This window comes from Candidatus Kuenenia stuttgartiensis, from assembly GCF_900232105.1.
Lineage (GTDB): Bacteria > Planctomycetota > Brocadiia > Brocadiales > Brocadiaceae > Kuenenia > Kuenenia stuttgartiensis_A.
Genome location: NZ_LT934425.1, coordinates 2,569,456 through 2,590,847, shown reverse-complemented (window position 1 = coordinate 2,590,847; position 21,392 = coordinate 2,569,456). Strand labels below are relative to the sequence as shown.

22 protein-coding genes are annotated in these 21,392 nt (G+C 41.5%); 7 read left to right on the top strand and 15 right to left on the bottom strand.

Annotated elements, in window-relative coordinates; genetic code table 11:
* Positions 1–21 precede the first annotated feature (21 nt).
* From KSMBR1_RS12100 to KSMBR1_RS12065, 8 genes are all read right to left on the bottom strand, one after another.
* Complete coding sequence (locus tag KSMBR1_RS12100; RefSeq protein ID WP_099325562.1) at positions 22–234, bottom strand: hypothetical protein; 213 nt, start codon at positions 232–234, stop codon at positions 22–24.
* Between the two features lie 81 nt (positions 235–315).
* The gene (locus KSMBR1_RS12095) at positions 316–1,002 is read right to left on the bottom strand and encodes an HAD family hydrolase (RefSeq protein ID WP_099325561.1); all 687 of its coding nucleotides are present in this window, start codon (positions 1,000–1,002) and stop codon (positions 316–318) included.
* Positions 1,003–1,156: 154 nt separating this feature from the next.
* On the bottom strand, positions 1,157–1,537 hold the full coding sequence (locus KSMBR1_RS12090) for a YdbL family probable chaperone protein (RefSeq protein WP_099325560.1): 381 nt from the start codon (positions 1,535–1,537) through the stop codon (positions 1,157–1,159).
* 43 nt (positions 1,538–1,580) lie between these two features.
* Positions 1,581–1,814, bottom strand: coding sequence for a YnbE family lipoprotein (locus KSMBR1_RS12085; protein WP_099325559.1), 234 nt, complete (start codon positions 1,812–1,814; stop codon positions 1,581–1,583).
* Between the two features lie 318 nt (positions 1,815–2,132).
* The gene (locus KSMBR1_RS12080) at positions 2,133–4,667 is read right to left on the bottom strand and encodes an intermembrane phospholipid transport protein YdbH family protein (RefSeq protein ID WP_099325558.1); all 2,535 of its coding nucleotides are present in this window, start codon (positions 4,665–4,667) and stop codon (positions 2,133–2,135) included.
* 454 nt (positions 4,668–5,121) lie between these two features.
* Complete coding sequence (locus tag KSMBR1_RS12075) at positions 5,122–6,144, bottom strand: radical SAM protein (RefSeq protein WP_099325557.1); 1,023 nt, start codon at positions 6,142–6,144, stop codon at positions 5,122–5,124.
* A complete protein-coding gene (locus KSMBR1_RS12070; protein ID WP_099325556.1) occupies positions 6,141–6,707 on the bottom strand; it encodes a hypothetical protein in 567 nt (188 codons plus the stop codon). Before KSMBR1_RS12070 ends, KSMBR1_RS12075 begins: the two co-directional genes overlap by 4 nt.
* Before the next feature lie 52 nt (positions 6,708–6,759).
* On the bottom strand, positions 6,760–7,179 hold the full coding sequence (locus KSMBR1_RS12065; protein WP_099325555.1) for a hypothetical protein: 420 nt from the start codon (positions 7,177–7,179) through the stop codon (positions 6,760–6,762).
* A 406-nt stretch (positions 7,180–7,585) separates the two neighbouring features.
* Between KSMBR1_RS12065 and KSMBR1_RS12060 the strand changes: the two genes are divergently transcribed.
* A complete protein-coding gene (locus KSMBR1_RS12060; RefSeq protein WP_099325554.1) occupies positions 7,586–9,853 on the top strand; it encodes an IS4 family transposase in 2,268 nt (755 codons plus the stop codon).
* Positions 9,854–10,006: 153 nt separating this feature from the next.
* On the opposite strand, the gene KSMBR1_RS21050 is transcribed toward KSMBR1_RS12060, so the two are convergent.
* From KSMBR1_RS21050 to rsxE, 6 genes are all read right to left on the bottom strand, one after another.
* Entirely contained in the window at positions 10,007–10,150 is a 144-nt protein-coding gene (locus KSMBR1_RS21050; protein ID WP_157820560.1) for a hypothetical protein, read from the bottom strand.
* Between the two features lie 119 nt (positions 10,151–10,269).
* Positions 10,270–11,271: a peptidylprolyl isomerase gene (locus KSMBR1_RS12055; RefSeq protein WP_099325553.1), complete on the bottom strand. Its 1,002-nt coding sequence runs from the start codon at positions 11,269–11,271 to the stop codon at positions 10,270–10,272.
* A gap of 23 nt (positions 11,272–11,294) precedes the next feature.
* Positions 11,295–12,299 carry a ketol-acid reductoisomerase gene (gene ilvC / locus KSMBR1_RS12050; protein WP_099325552.1) on the bottom strand — a complete coding sequence of 335 codons (1,005 nt, stop codon included), beginning with the start codon at positions 12,297–12,299 and terminating at the stop codon, positions 11,295–11,297.
* Between the two features lie 50 nt (positions 12,300–12,349).
* A complete protein-coding gene (gene ilvN, locus KSMBR1_RS12045; protein ID WP_099325551.1) occupies positions 12,350–12,829 on the bottom strand; it encodes an acetolactate synthase small subunit in 480 nt (159 codons plus the stop codon).
* A 2-nt stretch (positions 12,830–12,831) separates the two neighbouring features.
* A complete protein-coding gene (locus tag KSMBR1_RS12040) occupies positions 12,832–13,470 on the bottom strand; it encodes an electron transport complex protein RnfA (protein ID WP_099325550.1) in 639 nt (212 codons plus the stop codon).
* Positions 13,463–14,095: an electron transport complex subunit RsxE gene (rsxE, locus tag KSMBR1_RS12035; RefSeq protein WP_230407997.1), complete on the bottom strand. Its 633-nt coding sequence runs from the start codon at positions 14,093–14,095 to the stop codon at positions 13,463–13,465. The genes KSMBR1_RS12040 and rsxE overlap by 8 nt, the downstream gene beginning before the upstream one ends.
* 571 nt (positions 14,096–14,666) lie before the next feature.
* Here rsxE and KSMBR1_RS12030 point away from each other — a divergent pair.
* The 6 genes from KSMBR1_RS12030 (at position 14,667) to KSMBR1_RS12000 (ending at position 20,216) form a co-directional block, all read left to right on the top strand.
* Positions 14,667–15,719, top strand: coding sequence for a uroporphyrinogen decarboxylase/cobalamine-independent methonine synthase family protein (locus KSMBR1_RS12030; protein ID WP_099325548.1), 1,053 nt, complete (start codon positions 14,667–14,669; stop codon positions 15,717–15,719).
* A 90-nt stretch (positions 15,720–15,809) separates the two neighbouring features.
* Positions 15,810–16,892: a radical SAM protein gene (locus KSMBR1_RS12025; RefSeq protein ID WP_099325547.1), complete on the top strand. Its 1,083-nt coding sequence runs from the start codon at positions 15,810–15,812 to the stop codon at positions 16,890–16,892.
* A gap of 1,418 nt (positions 16,893–18,310) precedes the next feature.
* Positions 18,311–18,751, top strand: coding sequence for a reverse transcriptase family protein (locus tag KSMBR1_RS12015; protein ID WP_099325545.1), 441 nt, complete (start codon positions 18,311–18,313; stop codon positions 18,749–18,751).
* The gene (locus tag KSMBR1_RS12010; protein ID WP_099325544.1) at positions 18,664–19,218 is read left to right on the top strand and encodes a reverse transcriptase domain-containing protein; all 555 of its coding nucleotides are present in this window, start codon (positions 18,664–18,666) and stop codon (positions 19,216–19,218) included. The genes KSMBR1_RS12015 and KSMBR1_RS12010 overlap by 88 nt, the downstream gene beginning before the upstream one ends.
* Before the next feature lie 18 nt (positions 19,219–19,236).
* The gene (locus KSMBR1_RS23500) at positions 19,237–19,512 is read left to right on the top strand and encodes a group II intron maturase-specific domain-containing protein (RefSeq protein ID WP_099323535.1); all 276 of its coding nucleotides are present in this window, start codon (positions 19,237–19,239) and stop codon (positions 19,510–19,512) included.
* A gap of 302 nt (positions 19,513–19,814) precedes the next feature.
* Positions 19,815–20,216 (top strand): hypothetical protein, encoded by a 402-nt coding sequence (locus KSMBR1_RS12000; protein ID WP_099325543.1) that lies wholly within the window; start codon positions 19,815–19,817, stop codon positions 20,214–20,216.
* Positions 20,217–20,601: 385 nt separating this feature from the next.
* On the opposite strand, the gene KSMBR1_RS11995 is transcribed toward KSMBR1_RS12000, so the two are convergent.
* On the bottom strand, positions 20,602–21,387 hold the full coding sequence (locus KSMBR1_RS11995; protein WP_197705187.1) for a uracil-DNA glycosylase: 786 nt from the start codon (positions 21,385–21,387) through the stop codon (positions 20,602–20,604).
* Between the last annotated feature and the right edge of the window lie 5 nt (positions 21,388–21,392).

Sequence of the window (21,392 nt, the reverse complement as noted above, 5' to 3'; positions counted from 1 at the left end):
TTGATTATTTTTACAAAATCTTTATAATCGTATCTTTTTTAAAAACAGGTATTTTGTAACCCTTCCCCTTCTCAGCAGCTTTAATCCCACGCTTTTGGGGTAAATTTTCCAACCACAGTACATACTATCCACTTTCCCTAATGTTATCAACAACTTCTTTTGTATCTCCGGGGGTGACAATGCTACCAACAATACTCCGGAAGCGATAAGCCCAAGTGGATGAATAAGAAACATTCTGCAGATGAACCTGGTTTCTTTTTAGGACTTGGCATTTCGGATTTCACCATTAAATATTTTGCCAGAAAATATGGGTTCTCAAAAGTCAGTCTTACTTATTCCGTCCGTTGAATGGTCGATAACTTCAATAATTTCTTCTGGTTTCTGAATTATTCTATGCGCACCGCTCCTTTTAAGTTCGTCTTCAGGACGGAACCCCCACAGAACACCTACAGGAAGCATGCCTGCAGCAATGGCCGTTTCCATATCAATGGGCGTATCGCCAACATAAATAATTTCCGACGGAGAAACGGCCAGGTATTCTGCAATTTCTTTTGCGCCTGCGGGATCGGGCTTTTTAGGAACATCATCGCGCTGGCCTATTATCCGGTCAAATTTCCAGTTCGGCAAAAATGCTGCTACGCATTTTTTTGTAAAGTAATCAGGTTTATTTGAAAGGACTGCCATTTTTAAGCCGCGCAATGTGATCAAGTCCAGCATCTCGGCAATCCCTTCGTATGGTTTTGTTTTTATATTCCAGTTTTTCCGATATTCTTCACGAAATTCCCCTACGCAAGAGTTTATTATGTCCTCATTTTTTATTTCGTCCGGCAATGCGCGTGTGATAAGCGCAGCAACTCCCTCCCCAACAAAATACCGATACTCTTCCATTTCGTGCGTTGGAAAATTATTTTTCTTTAATACACGGTTCGCGGCATTGCATAAATCTTCCAGAGAGTCTATAAGCGTGCCGTCCAGATCAAAAATAATTGCTTTAAAAGACATATTTCTTACCTCATATATTGCCGTTTAATAATCAAACAAACCCATCATTGCGAAAGCCACGAGTAACAGAGTTGTGCTAAACGGACATCGCACAACAAAAATAAATGAAGCATTCTGCCCGCACATCAACCCTGGCATAGTATGCTTACATGTGCTACTTTTGATACCATTTTCCGTTTCTGTCCTGTAGCCAGTCGCCCTTTAGCGCTTTTTTTGCAATCTGCAATGCCCTGCGACTGCCTACCTGCCCGATGCTTGCGCCTTCCTTTTTTGCTATAATAGCATACACCTTTTTTCTGTCCTCATTTTCCGCATTAACAACCTCTTCGTTTTCACGGTTTGCCTGCACATACTGTAAATATCCTGTGTTGTTTTCACCAATAATTCCCTTCGATTTTAACTCTACTATGAGAGGAAGGCGTTTTTCCATTTGCACTTTTATTGTCTGTATATTATCGGCAAAGATTACTGTAGCGACAGGACAAATTCCACTCAATAAAATAAGAAAAAACATTGCAAAAAAATTTGACTTCATTTATTTTTCTCCTTCTGACAAAAATCTCTTAATCAATAAAAAACTACTGGCCAGGGTTTGGCGTCTCCGCTGCTTTAGAATCACCGACTTCCCCGCCGAGTGTTTTTGCGGCTTCATCAAGGTTGCCAAAAAAATTATCCAGCTCCCTATCTATTCGTATATTCACATCAATGGTAATTTGCATTGGTTTGACTTCAAGTTCTACCTTATGTTCCGTTTTACAACCATGCAAGACAAGAAAAAACACTATACATAAAATGACACTATTTTGTTTCATCAATCCCTCCTTAACTGTAATTCCTTACGAATACATTGGTATAAAAGCAAGAATACCCTATCACAATAATTATCTTAGCGCAACATTTGGGCGTAACCAAATTCGAAATACGAAACAAATTCTAATGACAAAAAACTCAATATTCCGTAGCACTTTAGTTTTTCGAAAAATTCCAATAATAGCGCTGTTTTCCGCACGATGTAGGGACGACGGATGATGGATGACAGACATCTTTCGTCTCTCGTCTCTCGTCTCTCGTGCTTCATCTCTCGCTCTTACGTTTTTCAAAAAACTAAAGTGTTACTAAATCTTTATATGTTACTGATATTGTAATAATTCCCCCAAGCCTGCGCTATAGTGTAATAATTCATCAATGGGTAATGTAAAGTTAAAATGAAAGAGTATTTTCTGGAAACGAGCCTTTGGTTCTCCTTTTGCTTTCACCAGTCCTGATTTTTTTGTGTAGGCAAACGGGAGTAAATTAACAGGCGCTCCCTCCATCTGTAAATAAACGTGGAGGTCTTCTCCCTTGCTCAACAACGAAAGCTTTGCCCAATCATAGTGGAAATCCTTAAGGGCTTCCATCGCAACATCCGTTTGTATACCCTTTTGTGTGCCGGCCGCGCCAGGAATAAGCGTTTCTGTATTAAAACGAATAATGCCGCCCTCCCCGGGCGTGGAATAAAGAAAACCATCGGCAATTTTTATCTCTCCATTTTTATAACTGATAGGCAAACGACCATTTACAGAGCCTTCACCTTCAGCGGATGCGAGATGAAACTGTTTTAAAACAGTCGCCAGTCTCAACCGGTCGCAGTAACAGATAATATCTAATCCATCATTGCCTGGTTTTAAGCGCAGGCCATGCGTATAGACATTCCCCCCGCACCAGAGAAAACTACTTTTTTTAAGGAAAAGGGAAGAAGGGGATTCTATTTGAAACGACGCCTCGCCTTCGCTTATTTCTATATCTCCCCACGTGAAACGCTGGAATTTCAGCACTTGTCCAGGATCGCTGCGGAGGTTTAACAGGTCGCTCATGGCAAGTTGAAGTTCCACTCCTTCTATCGTCATCTTTTTTTGAGGACTATCTATTTTCGTATTGCGAAGTAACACCATGCCCGTGCTTGTTCCCCTGGTTCCATCAAAGCTCCAATTACCGCGGATGTCGGCAATGCCATTAAAAAATATCCCGCTAAATTGCGATGCAACAGAAGATAATTCAAATTGCAGTGTCTTTTCCGGTTCCGCAGAGTTGAAGTCTACCTTGGAAATAAAGGTATTCTCATCATTCAGACCCGCCATACCCTTAAAATTTACATTAAAACCAGGGAACAGTAAGCCCTTAAACAATCCTGTAAAATGAAGGTTTGCGCCGTTTTGATAGGGCGTTGCGACAATTGACCCGATGTTTATGCCGCCATAGTTTATATCATCGATGGCAACATAGGGGTAATTCGTATCTTCCGCAATACTGTCGTTATCTTCGGAAGCTGGGAATGGCCATTGAATGGGAATCTTCGCCTGTATCTTCCTTGCATTAAAATCGTGAGAAGCACATTCCGCATCAGTTATTTGCACAAATGCCCGGAGAGAAGAACTCTCCGTAGAGTTTAGCAATCCGCTGCCCTGCAATGAGACAAGAGGAATCAGTATATGCATATTATCCCCCTTATACCGCACATGAGTGAGGTTTGCATCAAATTGCAGAGAACCGCTGGTATTCAGACCTTCTCCCTGTATGGAAAGCTCTTTGGGGAAAAGAGTCATTGTTTCGGTTCCCCGGGAAAAAGTCAAAGGGTGAGATGTCCCGGCAGAGTTTAGTGAAAAACGCCACTGCTTTCCCTGGGTTTCTCCTTTAAGAAAAATTGGCAGCTCTGCTGACTGGCCTAATTTTAGGCCAATATGGGGATCGTTGTTCATCAATTCTTTCTTTAAAAACACCTTCACGCTCCCTTCGGCATTCAGTGTGTCTTCATCCATATTCACCGTAAGGTGACTATCAGGATTCATTGATACTTCAAATGGGAGGAGCGACATAACACTAAACCGGTTAAAATGCATTTGAACGATATTTTTTGTTCTTGTGATGGTTATTATTAACGGAACATCTTTCGATGTATTTTTAAATTGCAGGTCATTATACACTACATCCATATCAGTAAGATCAAGCCGCAATGCCAAATCAGAGGTCGTAAAATTATACATTGCACTGCCATTTATCCTGGATTTTATCCTTACTCCATGGAAGATATTCGCATGTTGCGGGTCTAATCTGTACTGTATTGCGTAGCCGGAAGGTTGTTCTTCCTTATTCTCAAAGACTGGGTATATCCGCATACTGAAAGGGATATAAAAATCTTCAACGCCTGATTTCAAAAGAACTGCGGCATGCCGTATTTCTAGTTCTCCAATGTTAATGGGAATTCTTTGTGAAACCGTTTGTTGTTCCCGTCCGGTATTTGAGGAATTTCTGAAGAGTTTGCCGAAATCTATTCCGGGAATACCCATTTTGCCGTCTTTAAACTCCGCCCGTATCTCCACCCCGCTGATTATTATTTTTTTAATATGCCTTCTTGCCAGCCCCATTAAAGAATAATCAATGCGGATAGAATCGAGGGAAATGGAGGGATTTTCCGGGTTACCCAATCGAACCGAAGTTACATCTAACCCGGTAAAGCCAAATTTTCTGATTTTACCGGTTGATTGAACGAATCCTGCTTTGTTAAAAAGAAGAGGGAGAATTTTCTTTTCTAAAATTACCGGAATCGAGAAATAGACGCCGCACAAAAGAAAAAAAATTATGCCGCTAATAAAGAATGAACGAATTGCAATATTCTTAATATAAGACATAAATAATTAATATCCTAATATGGACAGGCAAGAACACAATAAGTACGAAATACGAAACAAATTGCAAAATACAAAATCCCAATGAAAAAACCGGGGTTTGAACATTTGAAAATTTTACCCCGTTAGATACAGAATTATCAAATAATAGATGTATTATTGAATGTTATCTAACGGGATGAATTTAGAATTTGTAATTTGTTTCGGATTTCGTATTTAGCATTTCGGATTTTACCATTAGGGGTGGGGGAACTATTGCGTTTTTTGGAATTTCATATTTTCGGGTTTGGTAATAGTGCTCGTATATGTGTTTTATGATAGAGACAACACACTGCCAGGGGCATAAGGCATGAGGATGTAAGAATTGTATAAGCGGCTGATAGTGCAATTCCAAAATAATAAAAAGTAAAGGTATTAAAAACAACCATCATTACTATGTTATTTTGGTATCGATATGCTAACGAAGCATTTTTTTACCCACTCGGCGTTTAAAATATATCATAAGCTCTCTCATTAAAAGCCACTTACCTTCCAATGCCCACAGGTGAAAAGGAAGGATACAGCCACACCGCAGACAGTCTGCTTGCTGTCCAAACATACAAGGTTTTTTAATCTGGCCCTGCGGGTCAAAACAAAACGATACTTTTTTGAAAATGCAATTCCGTGTCACCTCCTTACATTTGTCGGATTTCATAAGCTTAAGCACATGGACCGGCATTCCTATAAAATCACCATACTTTTCCTCCTTTAATCGAAGCAATGTATCTACTATATCATCCCGCAGTTTCCAGCCAGGCCAAAAATCATTGTTCGCCAACCCTTTTACCGGCGTATGTATTTGAAACAAACAACCCCGAACGCCAACCTCTTTCCATTCCTCAATAAAATATTCAATTTCACGGTAATTCATTTTATTAATTACCATTGAAACGCTAATCTTTAAATCGTTTCTCCCCGCATTTTTTCTTATTATGTCATAACAACCATTTCCACGGATGGCTTCATGTGTCTCCTTTTTGCCGTCAACCGATATATAAAAATTCACATCCGGCCAATTGGGAAGTTCCAGTGTTCCGTTTGTGACAATCAGATTTGACCGGAAATACTTCATGCAGCGCTCCAGCAAATCTTTCCGAAGCAAAGGTTCACCGCCAATCCATGAACATTGATAAAAGGGGAAACCTGTTTCTTTCAGTCCCTCCAGTTTTTCAATCCACTCATCGTCACTCAACTCCGGTTTTTCTGCGTAATCATGCGCATAAAAATAACAGTGTTTGCAACGCAAGTTACAACGGTTGGTAATATCAATCGCACCTATTGCCCCTTTTGGTTTGCCATAGAGGTCGAAGGTGGCTAGATCGTATAATTTAAATAAAGTTTTTGTTTGCTGAGAACCAATGCGACGGCAGGAAAAATCGAAAAGTTTATCTCTAAAGGTATGCTTTGGGCATGTCTTTATTTCTTCTGCTTCCCTGATCATTTTATAACAGAAAAATCAATTTTATAGGTTTTTTCCCGTCCCCTCGTTTTTATGATAACCTCAGTTTTTGCATACGTATCTATCTTGTCATACCGAAAGACCCCTATCACACTTTGTTTACCGTCCTTATGCTTTCTCCCAAACTCGGTTTTTTGCGGCAAGATGTTGTTTAAACCTTGTTTTAATGTAATCTGCACGCCTCCTGGAGTTTGAATGCCTTCTTCTAAAACAAGTACAATTACTTTAAAAAAATCCGCAGATTGTATTTCATTTATATCGTCGGCGGTCGTTTCCTTTTCTTTCACCGCATTCATGGCAGAAACAATGGCAAGTTCAATGTATTTACTCATAATCAATCCACTATCTAATTCAGGATATTTTCCAAAACAAGCATTTTTTATCACAGTGCCTTTAAAAACATCCATACCTTTATGCTTCTTCCCGTAACCAATCGCCGCAGCAATCTGTTCTTCGTTCATTTCAGATTCAAAGGCATTTACGATGCGGGAAGAGACAAGTATCGCCATAAAAATGGCGGCAAAAAAACTTCTCGTAATGAACATGATGAAACTCCCCCACAACTGCTTTGTGGTAAAGGTTGTCGATGGAAATAGGTTACTCGTCACACAAAATAAATTCTTTGCCTGTAATCATGCTGATCTTTTTCCCGAGGTTTTTCATTTCTTTGAAACCTCCTCTGACGGATGTTTCGCCAAGTTCATCAACCAACATGGTTTTTCCGTTGTTAAGATGCAATAAAACTGCGTATGTCAAATAGCTGTCTGTTATTGATTCTTTCTCATTTTTTACTAATTCTATTTTTTTAATTTGCGTAAAGGGAAACACTTCCACCTGGTCAAAAAAGAGCGTCCGCCTAATCTGCCTGGTCGCCTGCTCCGTTTTGCCGTCAATGATGATTGTTTTAAAAAGAGAACTCAAAACAATCTTATCCGTAGATTTTTTTGTAGCTTTCATGGCACTTTTTGCAGTCTTTTTCATGCTTGCTGTTTTTGGTTTTTTTTTGTTTATTGGCATTGACTTGTTCCCCTTTTCAATGCAAATGCATTAAAATTACACATCATTATCGAATTTTATTTGGTTACGTAGACGGGAATATATCACATGTGATTCACATAGTCAAAAGTATTATTTGCATTGCCATTGTCCCATCTGCTTATTATAAGAGTGTTTAATAAAAATTTCACCGGGCAAGATACTATAGCCACGATGAAAAATCAACTTAAAATATCTTGCTTCTATTAGTACCTTATCAGTAATATCTTTGCATTTTTGGCCAAAATATTACATGGTGAATCCGAAATGCTAAATACGAATCCACCCCCTGCACCCCCGTCAGCGGAGGACATTCTCCCCCCTTGGAACTGGGGATGACCCATATTTTTTGCTGGACACCGTGTTAACCGTATGTTACACTGTGTACATGCTTAGAGTAGGAGGTCGAATATTTTCAGATGATGTAATAAAGCGTTTATCAGAAACTATCCAAAAGGAACCCTGTCTATCGCGTCGTAAACTGTCGCGTCTGGTATGCGAATGGATGGACTGGAGGAATCAAGCGGGCCGTTTGCAAGAGATGAGTTGTCGCAAGGCGTTATTGGAATTGGATCGTCGTAAAGAGATCAATCTTCCAAAGGTGAACAAGCATTATGCATTTCAAAAAGTCAATAAACCTGCGGAGGCGCCTCCGATTGCGGAAGTGTCATGCGAGCTAGCGGAGTTGGGTGACGTAGAGATTATACGGGTTACAACGAGATTCCATTCGAAACTTTGGCGTAGCATGTTAGAAGCGCATCATTATCTTGGAAGTGGGCCCCTATGCGGGGCGCAACTTCGGTATCTTGTACGCAGTGAACATTACGGATGGATAGGAGGGCTAAGTTATAGTGCCTGTGCCAGACGGGTGGAAAGTCGCGACGAGTGGATAGGATGGACGGAGGAAGCACGTAAGCGGAATCATACGTTTGTTATCAATAACAGTCGGTATTTAATAGCGCCTACGGTAAGAGTAAAATGTTTGGCATCGCATGTATTGGCAAAATGCCAAACACGTTTGGTAGATGATTGGGAAAGAGTGTATAAATATCGTCCTGTACTTTTAGAAACCTATGTGGAACGAGGACGGTTTTCCGGAAGCTGTTATCGGGCAGCTAACTGGAAGTATGTAGGAGGCACGGAAGGTCGAGGACGAAAAGGAACAGGTGCAACGGTCAAAGACGTTTATGTTATGCCGTTGCAAAAGAAATGGCAGGCGGTGTTGTGTTGTTGTGCCGATGGCAAAGTACATGTTCGCCAAAGAGTGGCACAAAAAGAGCCTCGGGATTGGATAGAAGCGGAACTTGGAGGAACAAAATTGGGCGATGCACGATTGACCTCAAGACTTTTAGAAATGACAGGTATGTTTTATGACAAACCTTTGGCAAACATTCCGCAGGCGTGCGGCTCAGTCAGTGCGACTAAGGCTGCATACCGATTCCTTGACAATGAGAATGTAGATTGGAAGGCGATATTGCAAGCTCATTATGAGGCCACGGAAGAGCGTGTGAAGGAGAATAGTTTGGTTTTGGTAGCGCAAGATACTACGACTCTGAATTATAGCACACATCCGAATACGCAGGGGTTAGGACCGATAGGTACTAAGAGTGAAAAAGTTCGTGGACTGATGGTGCATGATACGATGGCGTTTACTGAAAGTGGTACACCCTTGGGACTTCTGAATGTGCAATGCTGGGCGCGGGACGGAATAGGCAGCAAACATAAACGACACAAGAAGCCTATCGAAGAGAAGGAAAGCTGGAAATGGGTGGAGAGTTACCATGCAGTATCGCAAGTACAGAAACGCTGTCGAAACAAATCTTTACTGGTGGTTGTGGCAGATCGTGAGGCCGATATTCACGAGGTATTCGCTGAGCAGTATAATACGCCTGATGGCGCTCAGTTGCTGATCCGCGCAGAACGTTCGCGCAATAGAAAGGTTGTTGATGATAAAGAATCATGCGAGTTTTTGTGGACTAAACTGGAACAGCAACCGGTTATAGGTACCCGCGAAATATTGATACCTCCGAGTGAGAAACGCTCCGCACGTCAGGCAATACTTATGGTACGAACGATGCCTGTTACGCTGCGCCCACCTATGCTAAAAAAGAATATGCCTGCGGTCAGGGTGTGGGCGGTGCTGGCGCAGGAAGTCAATCCGCCTATAGGAATTGATGGGTTAGAATGGATGCTGTTAACCACAGTTGCGGTTAAGCAAGAAAAAGATGCTTACGAACGTTTGGAATGGTATGCTCGCCGATGGGGTATTGAGTGTTATCATCGTATTATCAAGAGCGGTTGTCGTGTCGAGTCCCGGCAGTTGGAGAGTGCCCGTCGTCTGTGCAACGCTTTGGCCATTGATATGATTATAGCTTGGCGTATCCATTACCTGACTACTTTAGGACAAGAAACACCTGATGTCCCTTGTACTGTCTACTTCAGCGATTCTGAATGGAAAGCATTGACAACTTTTGCGAACAAGGTCAAGGAGCCTCCTGATTTACCTCCAAGCCTCAATGATGCCGTGCGGCTTTTAGGTAAACTTGGCGGTCATCTGGGTCGCCGTGGTGATGGCCATCCCGGAAGTGAAGTACTTTGGCGAGGCATGTCACGTTTGGCTGATATTGAAGTTGCTTACGAACTTTACACCACTTAGCCTTCAGCTCAATTGGCCGTACAACTACGGTGCTCTTGAAATTTGTGGGTAAAGATTAGCCTTGGAAGGGGTGATGGGGGAGGATTTTGGAATTTGTTTTGGATTTCGTACTTCGAATTTCGTATTTTTTATTTCCTGTTTGTTTGGTTCTGGCTATGCCAGTTTAGAAATTTCAATATTTTTGTAGATACGCATTGCATGCGTCTCTACATTAACATCAACAGCAGCAGCAGCAGCATAAAGTAGGTGCCAAGGGCAGCCTGATTTATTGTTTTCCCCTTGTGCTTTAAAAGACACTTTAAGACTGTTTACAGATAAAAAAAGCTTCCCTTCCTATTCATTTAATTGCCGGAAGGGAAGCTTTTTGTTTAAAAGACCTCCAAAATGCATCGAAAATATTTTACTGTTTACGTATGTTACTTGATTTCAATCTTTGCCTGCTGCTTTAATCTGTCCAGCAGGGAATCGGCATTTTGTTTTAATATGTCCAGTTTAATTTCAGGTTTTAATTCATTAAAATCAATTTCCCCGCCCTTTTTGATATCAGTAACCTTTATGATATGATATCCAAACTGGGTCGTTACAACATCGCTCACCTCTCCCACTTTTAAAGCAAAAGCCGCCTCCGCAAATGGTTCCACCATCTGGCCCTTTCTTACAAAATAGCCAAGATCTCCGCCTTTTTTCGAGGACGGACAATCAGAATATTCTTCGGCAAGCTTGGCAAAGTCTTTTTTCCCTTCAGCGATCTCAGCTTTTACCTTTTCTATCTTTTGCTTTGCCTTTGCCAGATCTTCTTCACCCTGCAGGTTACGCGTATCTACTAAAATATGGCTGGCCTGAACCTCAGTGCCATCATATATCTGTCTGTTTTTTTCAAAATAGTCTTTTACTTTTGCATCGCTTACGGTATCAGCAAAGTATTTTTCCAAAGACAAAGAAATTGTAATATCCCTCTTTAAGTCTTCGATATTGCTACCATGTGATTCCAACACTTCTTCCAGTGACTTTCCTTGCAACCCCGGATTCAGTTTTATATCCTCACGAACTTTATCCAATTCCGTCTTCAGCGCATCATCGCCTATTGCAATCTTATTCTTCTTAATAAATTGCAAAAACAACTTCTGTGCCACCAAGCCATCAATTATCTGTTTTTCAACAGAAGCAATTCTGTCCGGAGGTAGCTGATTCTTAAATCTCTCCAGCACTCGTTCCACCTCTGCCTTCGTAATGCTTTCACCATTGATAGTCGCAACCACCTTCTTTGAATCACCTATCTGTTTTGCTTCCGTTGTTTTTTCTTGTTGCTTTGGGGCAGTCGCTTCTTTCTCTTTTGACGCCATGGCGGAATAGCTAAAACAGATGCTTGCTATTCCACATAAGACAAATCCCAAAACCTTGCTACGGCACTTTAACATTTATTTCTCCTATTCAAAAACCATTATGTAACCTCTTTAACGTTTATCCATTTCATCATTTTTCGCAATTCTCTGCCAACTTTTTCAAGCTGGTGTTCTCTATCCTTCTTTTCCAGGGCGTTAAAACTTGGACGACCAGCCTGATTTTCCAATATCCACTCTTTGGCAAATTGCCCCGACTGTATTTCGCCTAATATACGTTTCATTTCTTTTTTTGTTTCTTCTGTAATGATGCGGGGGCCACGGGTCAAATCACCGTATTCTGCAGTATTGCTTACCGAATACCGCATATAACTAAGGCCGCCCTGATAGAAAAGATCCACTATCAGTTTAAGTTCGTGCATGCATTCAAAATAAGCCAGCTCCGGTTTGTAACCAGCCTCAACGAGGGTCTCAAACCCTGCCTTTACTAATGCAGATACCCCACCACATAGTACCGCCTGTTCGCCGAACAGGTCGGTTTCCGTCTCCTCGGCAAAGGTAGTTTCTATCACCCCTCCTCTTGTGCCACCAACCCCATGCGCATATGCCAATGCCTTTTCCTTTGCTTTTCCCGTAACATCCTGATGGATTGCCATAAGACAGGGAACTCCGCCGCCTTTTTCAAATTCAGAGCGAACCAGATGGCCTGGCCCCTTCGGCGCTACCATAATTACGTCTACATCGCCGGAAGGAACTACCTGTCCAAAATGAATGTTAAACCCGTGGGAAAAACATAATGTCTTTCCTTTCGTAACGTGAGGCTTGATTTGCGTTTCGTAAATAGCCCTTTGGGATTCATCAGGAAGAAGTATCTGGATAAAATCGCCCTCTTTTGCCGCTGCCTCCGCACTCACCGGCTTAAACCCATGCTTAACGGCCAACCGATAGTTAGCCGTACCTTCTCTGGTAGAAACAATTACCTCCATACCGGATTCCCTGAGGTTTTGCGCCTGAGCGTGTCCCTGACTGCCATAGCCTATGACGGCGATCTTCTTTCCTTTTAAAACGCTGATATCAGCATCTTTTTCATAATATATTTTTATCATAACCCTTCCTTTTGTCTTTCAGTCAAACAATACCAATCACGCTTGATCTTTTACCGTGCTCCCCTTGTGATAGCAATGCTCCCCGTTCTCACCAGTTCTTTTATTCCATAAGGACGCAATAACGCCAGCATTGCTTCAATCTTATCCTCTATTCCGGCAATCTCGATAACGAGATCTCTCAGGCCAACATCTACAATCTTTCCTCTGAAAATATTCACAATCTCTATAATCTCGCCGCGTTTCCCGATAGGACAATTTATCTTCAGCAACATTAAATCCCGTTCGACAAACTCTTCATTGGTAAAATCGGTGATCTTAATAACGTCAATAAGTTTGTTGATCTGTTTTCTTACCTGCTCCAGAATAGCGTCATCTCCCCTGACAACTATCGTAATCCTGGAAAGATCGGGATTTTCGGTCTCGCCCACGGCAAGGCTATCGATGTTAAATCCCCTGCCGCTGATTAAGCCGGTAATCCGGGCAAGAACCCCAACTTTGTTCTCTACTAACACAGAAATAACGTGACGCATATCTATGGTACCATCCCTGAAAATCCGAAAAAAGCCAATGCCATAAGGCCTGTGCATATAAACGCAATGGGAAGCCCCTGTAAAGGTTTTGGTATGCTAAGCAACGCCAGGCGCTCCCTGATACCAGACATTAGTAATATGGCTACCGTAAAACCGATACCCGCACCAAAGCCCTGAACGATTGCTTCTATAAACCCTAAATGCTGCGGAGAATCCGTAGTGTTTAAAAGCGCCACACCCAACACGGCGCAGTTTGTGGTAATAAGCGGCAAAAAGACGCCCAGACTGTCGTACAACGCAGGAACCATCTTGCGAAGCATCATTTCAACTAACTGTACGAGCGTTGCAATCACAAGTATGTAGCTGATCGTCTTTAACACCTCAATAAGCCCTGTTTCCCCAATAGAAGGGAAAACCATACCCACGAGGTTCGCATCACCCGGCAACAGAATATAATTGTATAAAATCCACGTAATGGCGGAAGCAAGCGTCATTACAAACGTTACGGCGGCGCCCATGCCAAGCGCCGAGGAGGTCTTTTGAGAAACACCAAGGAATGGGCAGAGCCCCAGGAATTTTGCCAGGACAAAATTATTTACAAAAACAACACTAACAATTATTATCGCTAACTCTTTAATCATTTTTCTGATAAGCCTTCATCGACTTTTCAATCTTTAGTTGCTTTCTCCAGTTGAATAAACCCATGAGAAGACCTGTAATAATAAACGCGCCCGGCGCCATAATCATTATAGAAGCAGGCTCATAGCGCTCGGACAGTTTTAATCCAAAAAGAGTGCCCGCTCCAAGCATTTCACGCACACCGGAAACAAGGCAGAGGGATAAAGTCCATCCCAAACCGATACCCAAACCATCTAATATGGAAACAAAGGGTTTATTTTTATAAGCAAAGGCCTCCGCACGATACAAAATAATGCAATTGACTACGATAAGAGGAATAAATATTCCCAACGAGGCGTTTATCTCTGTTGGCAAATACGCCTTCATCATTAATTCAACAATCGTTACAAACGAAGCAATAACAACAATAAAGCAAGGGATTCTAATCTCGCGGGGGACATACGGGCGGATGAGAGAGATGATAAAATTGGAAGACACAAGAACAAAGGTCGCAGCGCCCCCCATTGATACACCATTCTTTAATGAAGTTGTTACTGCCAGGCTGGGACAAATACCTAACACCAACACAAACAATGCGTTATACTTAAAAAGACCTTTTGAGAATTCCTGCCAATTACTTTGTGCCAATATTTTTTTCCTCTTTAAATTTTTTTTTAAAAACTAAACGTTTTAGGAATAAAAGTCAAGGACAAATTAAGGCATAAAGAGAAACACCCTGCCCTAAAAACAGTTGGCATACTTCTTCCCATGGTTTCAATAGCGTAGTTTTCTCACCGCAATTTAATGGAATTTAAGAGTCAGTACCTTAAAAGTAATTTCTTTGCATTTTTGGGCAAAATATTTATAGTCAAATAGATAGTAATAATTTAGTTTTTTGAAAAACTCTAATAATATCGATGTTTGCCGCATAGCGTAGGGGCGAAGCATTTGCTGTAAATTGTCATAAATGCATTCATACCCAAACGGGCAAATGCTTCGCCCCTACTTTTTCAAAGAACTAAATTGTTACAACAATTGAGGTTTTCGAAAGATGGATGAATGCTAAGGATTTGCACATTTTAAATAAAATTCATTGCAAGGGTGGGCGGCATGGATAAACTCTGCTTGTCCATGCCGCTCACCCTACCTATCTGTTCTGGCCATGTCAGGTTAGACTAACTATTTTTACCTTATTTTGTAGAAAGAGGGATTAAAAACGATGCCAAATACCTTTAACGCCAACTTTGCGGCAACCGCAATTGGAAGTCTTCCCCATGTTGATATTGAATGCGCCACCAACCTTATGTTTGAAACGCTCCGTGAAATTCCATGCTGGGTCCAGTTGCCCAAATATGACCGCAGGGAAGATATGTGTATTCAATATACAGAAGGGCTTCCGTGCATTAAAATAGATGCAGAAAAAAAGACGGTAAGTATTGATGACACGAACGATACGGCATCCGGGTTGGAAAAATTCTATGAGGCGTATTTAAAAAACGATCCTGATTTGTTTCAAATAAACAGGGCGTGTTCTGTGGGATTTTATGCTATGCTGGAGCGTCTTGACCAATCGCTTCCGGCGTCTCTTCGTGCTGTAAAAGGGCAGGTTGTAGGTCCTGTTACCTTGGCAGGTTCTCTGAAACTTGCTTCCGGCATTTTGGCGCTTTATAGCGACGAATTCTTTGATGTGATTGTTAAATTGTTGTCAATGAAGGCATACTGGCAATTTACTAAATTAGCCCGATATAAACTTCCGGTGTTAATGTTTGTTGATGAACCGTATTTAACCAGCTTCGGATCTTCATTTATGAATATCAGCCGGGAGAGAGTCATTGGCGCTCTAAATGAGGTATATGAAGGTATTCAATCTCGCGGCGGCTTAACAGGCTCTCATTGCTGCGGCAATACCGACTGGGCAATGCTTATGGAATCGAATGTTGATATTGTAAGTTTTGATGCGTATGAGTTTATGGATAAGTACCTGATGTATTGGCGTGAAATAATTGCATTTATGGAAAGAGGCGGTTATCTGGCATGGGGAATTGTTCCTACGTCAGCAAAGATAGCGGACGTATCATTGGATGATCTGGTAAAAAGATTGGAGGAAGGGATTCAATTTCTCGTCAATAAGGGATTATCGAAAACGTTGATTAAAGAGCGGTCAATGGTGACGCCAAGCTGCGGCGCCGGAACATTAACGATAGAAGAGGCTGAAAAGGTAATGAAATTAACGGGTGAAATTTCTGCAGCAATGAGGCAGAAGTACAACTAAGACAATGTTATTATGCATAAGGGAATGCTGTTATGCTTGATGTAACCATAAACGTATTGGCTAAATTGAACGAATCAGGTCATAGGTAGATTGAAAAACAGCATTGTCCTTTACGATATAGACAGTACCATACCCAACCTTGCGCTCATGAAGATCAGCGCCTTCTATAAAAAGCAAGGGTATCGCGTTGCTTTATCCGGAGATATTGGATTTAGTAAGGCCGACAGATATTACGCCAGCACGGTCTTTTCCATCAAATCCTCACATGAAAAAGTTGCTACTCTGAAAAAGATATACCACAATAACATAGATATTGGCGGTTCCGGAATATGTCTCAATACGCGTTTGCCACCGCAAATTGAATCCTGCTTTCCCGATTACAAATTGTACAATCATACGGCATATGCGATTGGTTTTTTAACAAGGGGTTGCAGTAAAAGGTGTGCGTTTTGTCTCGTTCCAAAAAAAGAAGGGAAAATCAAAAAGACGTCTTCGTTCGAAGACTTCGTTCCCTCCGGGCAACGGAATATAATGCTGCTTGACGATAACCTGCTAACATATCCACGCTCTGAAGACATACTCTACGAAATAATCAACAAAAAATATGCCGTTAATTTCAGCCAATCTCTTGATATACAATATGTAGATGAACATATTGCTCAACTTCTGTATAAGATCGATTCACGAAACTCTAAATTTACAAAACCCATGTTTTACTTTAGCTGCAATAGTGTTAAGGCTGTCAAACATTTTTTAGACAGGAAAGATATTTTAAAAAGTTTTGGAGAAGACAGGGTTACGGTAATTGCAATGTATGGTTTTGATACACGCCTGAGTGAAGACTATGAACGGTTTGTCCTTATGAGAAAACTCAGGCTGATTCCTTTTCTTCAGGAATATTATCCGATCGAAGGCGTGCCGCCAAGACCGCCAAAAAACTTTTTTGACATGGATATGAATGACGTTATCCGCCTTACATTCCGGAGGAACGGAATAAATTGGGAGAAATACCTGCGTTGGCTCAACAGGCTTTATTTCACCACCTTTGGTAAGTACTATTTACCGCTCATAAAAATTATTTATCGGTACAATAATAAAAATGCCATACATAAATATTTAAAAAAACCGCATCTGTTGACCAATGAGTTGTATCGGTTTCATGAAAACAATTGATTAGAATGTTGTTTCGCTGCATTATAATCACTTACAAATGCAAAAGGAGTCAAATAAGCGGGTAAGAATATTCTAATGGAAGACCTCTTAGCTTCCTCCCAAAAACGTTTTTGATATACCTTACGGGTTCACAAATTGTGATTTCTCAAAGACTGTAGTTGTAGAGCGAAGAGTCTCTTCGCTCTACATTTCACATTTTGTAAACCAGCAAGGTATATTTACGAGAGTACTCAAATTCATGGAAATGCAAACAAACACAGCTTCTTTGGAATTAGGGGACACTTCCAATATTTCTTGCAACATCTGTAATTTATTACTGCGTTTAACGGTATAATTTAAGGAATAATTTGTTAGATACAAAAAATTGAAAAAACTAAAAGAGTAATGTTAGAAAGTATTATCATTGGCGGACCTAACAAAACGGGAAAATCAGAGATACATCCCATATTTTCTGCTTGATCTGGTGGGGAAATAAGGGAAGTGTCCCTATAATTCCTCTGTCTTCAGACATGGGGAGTATCAAATAAAATACTGGTTATTATTCGCTATTATAGGGGTAATAATAGCGGCAACATCACTTTCGTGCCAGGCATTGCCTGTTACCCACGAACAAGATGTTGAAATCAAAGAGGTACATAAAGACTTCAACACCGAGGACATAAGAGAGGCGGTTAAGTCCGCCTCTGATATAATCCGAAACCTCGAAAAAGAGGTTGTCCCTGAGCTCATGTGTGCCTTGAAGTATGGAATACCTGAGTGGTTGAAAATACCACCTCTGCGAGCCTAATCCTCGTAGAGAAGTTTGTGCCTATGCGCACACAATGGAGCAATCCGTATGCGTAGAAAGATAGCATATACCCGTGAGGGGTATGACGGAGTTACGAGGTACAGACGACCTTTTGGGGTGTATGAGTGTGGCGTGTTATTCCGTGCCAACTGCCATTTCTCAGCGAAGCACTGACAATGTCCTTTGTTGGAGATGGATAAACAGATTAAGTAAAACCATCTCTGGTTAATGCGTTTGAACATACATCACGAAGGGAAAAGGGGTAATCCATATGACCGGGGGAGGACTTACGCCTTGGGCAAAATTCCCTAACAGCAAGGTATAAGGAAATTCCGAAGTCCGAGCTGTATGAGATGGTGATAGACAAGCTTCTCTCACAAGTCTATCTTTGAAGTCGTCAGCATTGCTCATAATAGTTTCCGGTGTGAATCGGAAATGAAAGGGGCATAACCGTAGTGGAATTGATGAAAGTGGCAGATTGAATACGTTCAATGAGAAAAGAAACTCTTTTGCGTAGGTAAGCAGTAACAAGAGCCTCTCTTGTTTTGCCTATGTTTGGGAGAATCCGTACCCAGGAAACACGATTGACAAATCTATTATCCGTAATCAATCGAAAGGAATATATCGAGAGATGCTTAAGTATCATTCATTAAGAGACAAGGTGTTTAGTCTGAAAAACCTTTATGCTGCTTTCAAACACGTAAAGAAGAATAAAGGCAAAGCTGGTCTTGACAGGGTAAGTATTAAGCAATTTGAGTCCAATCTTGATGTGAATATCATGAGTATCCATCAGGAACTCAAGACTGCCATATACAACCCTGCGCCTGTCCTGCGGGTATACATCCCCAAAGGCAGGCATGACAAGAGACCTCTTGGCATTCCCATTGTTAAGGACAGGATTGTACAGCAGGCGTTCAGGCAAATCATAGAGCCAATATTTGAGAAAGGATTCTCAGATAACAGCTTTGGATTTCGCCCTGACAGATGCTGTCACGATGCTGTCACGATGCTATCAAACGGCTTGAACAGTATAAGCAGGAAGGGTATACCAGCGTCCTTGATGCCGATATAATGGCATTCTATGACACCATACCCCATAAGCTTATTATGGACTCCTTACGTGAGAAAATTGCTGATGGATGGGTTTTGAACAGTATTGAGAACATGCTCAAGGCAGGGGTCATGGAGGACGGCATCGTGCATGAGACAAACAAAGGCACTCCGCAAGGAGGTGTAATTTCCCCTTTGCTTGCAAACCTTATCGGTAACATCATCGACAAGGAACTTGAAAAGGCTGGATATAAGTTTGTCCGATACGCCGATGATTTCGTTGTCATGACTAAAACAAAAGATGAACTCCCAGCCGCCCTCAGCTATGTCAAAGAAATCATTGCAGGGAAACTTGGAATGAAGCTGAGCGAGGATAAAACCAAGCTCACCAACTTCAAAAGAGGTTTCAGGTTTCTCGGATACGATTTCAAGGGCAAGTATAAGGGTATAAGCACGAAATCACTGAACAAACTCAAGAGCCTGTCCTGAGCCTGCCGAAGGAACAACATCAGAGACATCACCAGACGTACACAGGGCGTCAATCTGCAAGCCATCGTTGATACATTAAACCCCGTAATTCGTGGGCATGTCAACTATTTTCGGCTGGGCAATGTACAAAAGGTATATCGCTCATTAGACTGTTGGGTACGCATGAGACTGAGATGTTTCAAGTTCTCAAGAAAATGGAGAACAGACAACAAGCGTTTCCCTGTTCACCGATTCTTTAAAATGGGGTTACTCTCATTCGAAAGAGAATTTCTTAAGGCGTGTGCTAAAGCATGATGTTTGACTTTTCTCTGTTATAGAGCAACACTTCGGGGTCGCTGACTACGAGAAAGACGTATGGTTTAAAAAGGATGCTTTGTCACGTTGTCCAAAGTATCTGGCGACGAGTGGGGGTTGGAGGCTAATGGCCTCCAGCCTACCAGCTAGAGCTTGGGCGGCAATTCAGAGAGCTAATGGAGCGTCTGGCTGGAACCGGAACGGCGTATAGGGAATAATTATTGTATATTTCCCTCGGGATTGTTAACATGTGCAGGATTGTAAAACACATAATACTTTGTTCTCACAGGAGGGTTATTCCTATGGTGAAGGGATTCTTCGCATCAGCTATAAAAAAAGTAACACTAGAGTTAATATACCAGGTAGTTGACGAGCGGACAGTAGAGATACTGGCAAAAATAGAGGAAGTACGAAAGAGACAGGAAGATGATTTCAGGTATCTTGTCCAAAAGATAGATACCGATATAAGCAGCATAAGAAGTGAAATGGGGCAGTTGCGAAACGAAATCAAGGGCGAGACAGAAAGTCTGAGAGGTGAGATCGGAAGTCTGAGAGGCGAGATCAAGGGCGAGACAGAAAGTCTGAGAGGTGAGATCGGAAGTCTGAGAGGCGAAATAGGAAGTCTGAGAAACGATATAGGGCAGCTTAACCAAAGGATAGACACTATAATACAATTACTGGTAAGCCAAAAACACCAAGGGTAGCAGACGACCGCGCAAAAGCCTCGACAAAGAATCAAATACCACAAACAAGCCGCAGGGACAAACAATGTCCCTGCGGCTTGTTTCATTTATAAAGCAGGCATGAAGTCACACCTTGATCTGTGATTATCTGGCAGTAATGATGAATACCATACATACTAATCACTAATCAAGGTGCGACTCTTTCTTTTCCTCTTTTCTTCAGTCGAATGATCACAGAGGTTATTTATTAGAGGATAAAAACAGAAAATTATGCTAATTTCCACCATTTTATTTGTTTTATCAGCGTTCCCGGCGCCCTCTGTGGTGAACTATTACAGAGTTGGAAGATGTTTTTCACGATTTTGTGGGACAATAAAACGGTATTTTGTTTTATCTCATTATCGACTTACTTATTATTCAATTCTTTTAAAAGATCCCGAATCTTTTTCATATCTTCCCAAACCTTTGCTTTTTCGCCAGGATTTCTCAGGAGATATGCCGGGTGAAAAGTAGCCATGGTGGGAATGCCTTTATAATCATGGAATTTACCGCGAAGGAAACCGATAGGTTCTTTTGTGTTAAGTAACGTCTGGGCAGCAAAAGTACCCATGGCACACAATACTTTAGGTTTTATTATATCAATTTGTTTCGTAAGCACGGGGATACACAGGGCAATTTCATCAGTAAGCGGGTTGCGATTACCCGGAGGCCGGCATTTCAATATATTTGCAATATAAACATCACTGCGTTTCATATCGATTGCTTCTATTATTTTTGTAAGGAGCTGGCCTGCCCTGCCAACAAATGGTTCTCCCTGAAGATCTTCATCACGCCCTGGCGCCTCGCCAACAAACATGAGACTGGCCATGGGGTTTCCTGCGCCAAACACCAGATTTGTCCTCGTTTCGCCGAGAGGACATTTGTGACAAACCAGCGTTTCGTTTTTGAGTTCTTCCAGCAATTTTGCCTTGCCTTCTTTTGGGCGTGTCGTTAAGGGTTTTTTATCGTTCGATTCTGTTTGGGGTGCAGAAGTTTTTGGCATATCATTTTTCTGTGTAATTGTTGTGGTGGATCTTACCCGATTGTTTTGTGCGTTAAGGGAAATTACCTCTACCCCGAATGTTTCTTCAAATGCCAGTCTCGCTTTGAGGTCTTTTATGATACCTGCTAATTCGGTTTTTAAATCCGGCAAATGCA

Coding starts and splice junctions, on each gene's coding strand:
- KSMBR1_RS12060 (WP_099325554.1), top strand. CDS start 7,586: ATGCTTAGAGTAGGAGGTCGAATATTTTCAGATGATGTAATAAAGCGT.
- ilvN (WP_099325551.1), bottom strand. CDS start 12,829: ATGCGTCACGTTATTTCTGTGTTAGTAGAGAACAAAGTTGGGGTTCTT.
- KSMBR1_RS12010 (WP_099325544.1), top strand. CDS start 18,664: ATGCTGTCACGATGCTGTCACGATGCTATCAAACGGCTTGAACAGTAT.
- KSMBR1_RS12000 (WP_099325543.1), top strand. CDS start 19,815: ATGGTGAAGGGATTCTTCGCATCAGCTATAAAAAAAGTAACACTAGAG.
- KSMBR1_RS12030 (WP_099325548.1), top strand. CDS start 14,667: ATGCCAAATACCTTTAACGCCAACTTTGCGGCAACCGCAATTGGAAGT.
- KSMBR1_RS12075 (WP_099325557.1), bottom strand. CDS start 6,144: ATGATCAGGGAAGCAGAAGAAATAAAGACATGCCCAAAGCATACCTTT.
- KSMBR1_RS12080 (WP_099325558.1), bottom strand. CDS start 4,667: ATGTCTTATATTAAGAATATTGCAATTCGTTCATTCTTTATTAGCGGC.
- KSMBR1_RS12065 (WP_099325555.1), bottom strand. CDS start 7,179: ATGCCAATAAACAAAAAAAAACCAAAAACAGCAAGCATGAAAAAGACT.
- KSMBR1_RS12100 (WP_099325562.1), bottom strand. CDS start 234: ATGTTTCTTATTCATCCACTTGGGCTTATCGCTTCCGGAGTATTGTTG.
- ilvC (WP_099325552.1), bottom strand. CDS start 12,299: ATGATAAAAATATATTATGAAAAAGATGCTGATATCAGCGTTTTAAAA.
- KSMBR1_RS12070 (WP_099325556.1), bottom strand. CDS start 6,707: ATGTTCATTACGAGAAGTTTTTTTGCCGCCATTTTTATGGCGATACTT.
- KSMBR1_RS12040 (WP_099325550.1), bottom strand. CDS start 13,470: ATGATTAAAGAGTTAGCGATAATAATTGTTAGTGTTGTTTTTGTAAAT.
- KSMBR1_RS12015 (WP_099325545.1), top strand. CDS start 18,311: ATGCTTAAGTATCATTCATTAAGAGACAAGGTGTTTAGTCTGAAAAAC.
- KSMBR1_RS12085 (WP_099325559.1), bottom strand. CDS start 1,814: ATGAAACAAAATAGTGTCATTTTATGTATAGTGTTTTTTCTTGTCTTG.
- KSMBR1_RS12095 (WP_099325561.1), bottom strand. CDS start 1,002: ATGTCTTTTAAAGCAATTATTTTTGATCTGGACGGCACGCTTATAGAC.
- KSMBR1_RS12055 (WP_099325553.1), bottom strand. CDS start 11,271: ATGTTAAAGTGCCGTAGCAAGGTTTTGGGATTTGTCTTATGTGGAATA.
- KSMBR1_RS12090 (WP_099325560.1), bottom strand. CDS start 1,537: ATGAAGTCAAATTTTTTTGCAATGTTTTTTCTTATTTTATTGAGTGGA.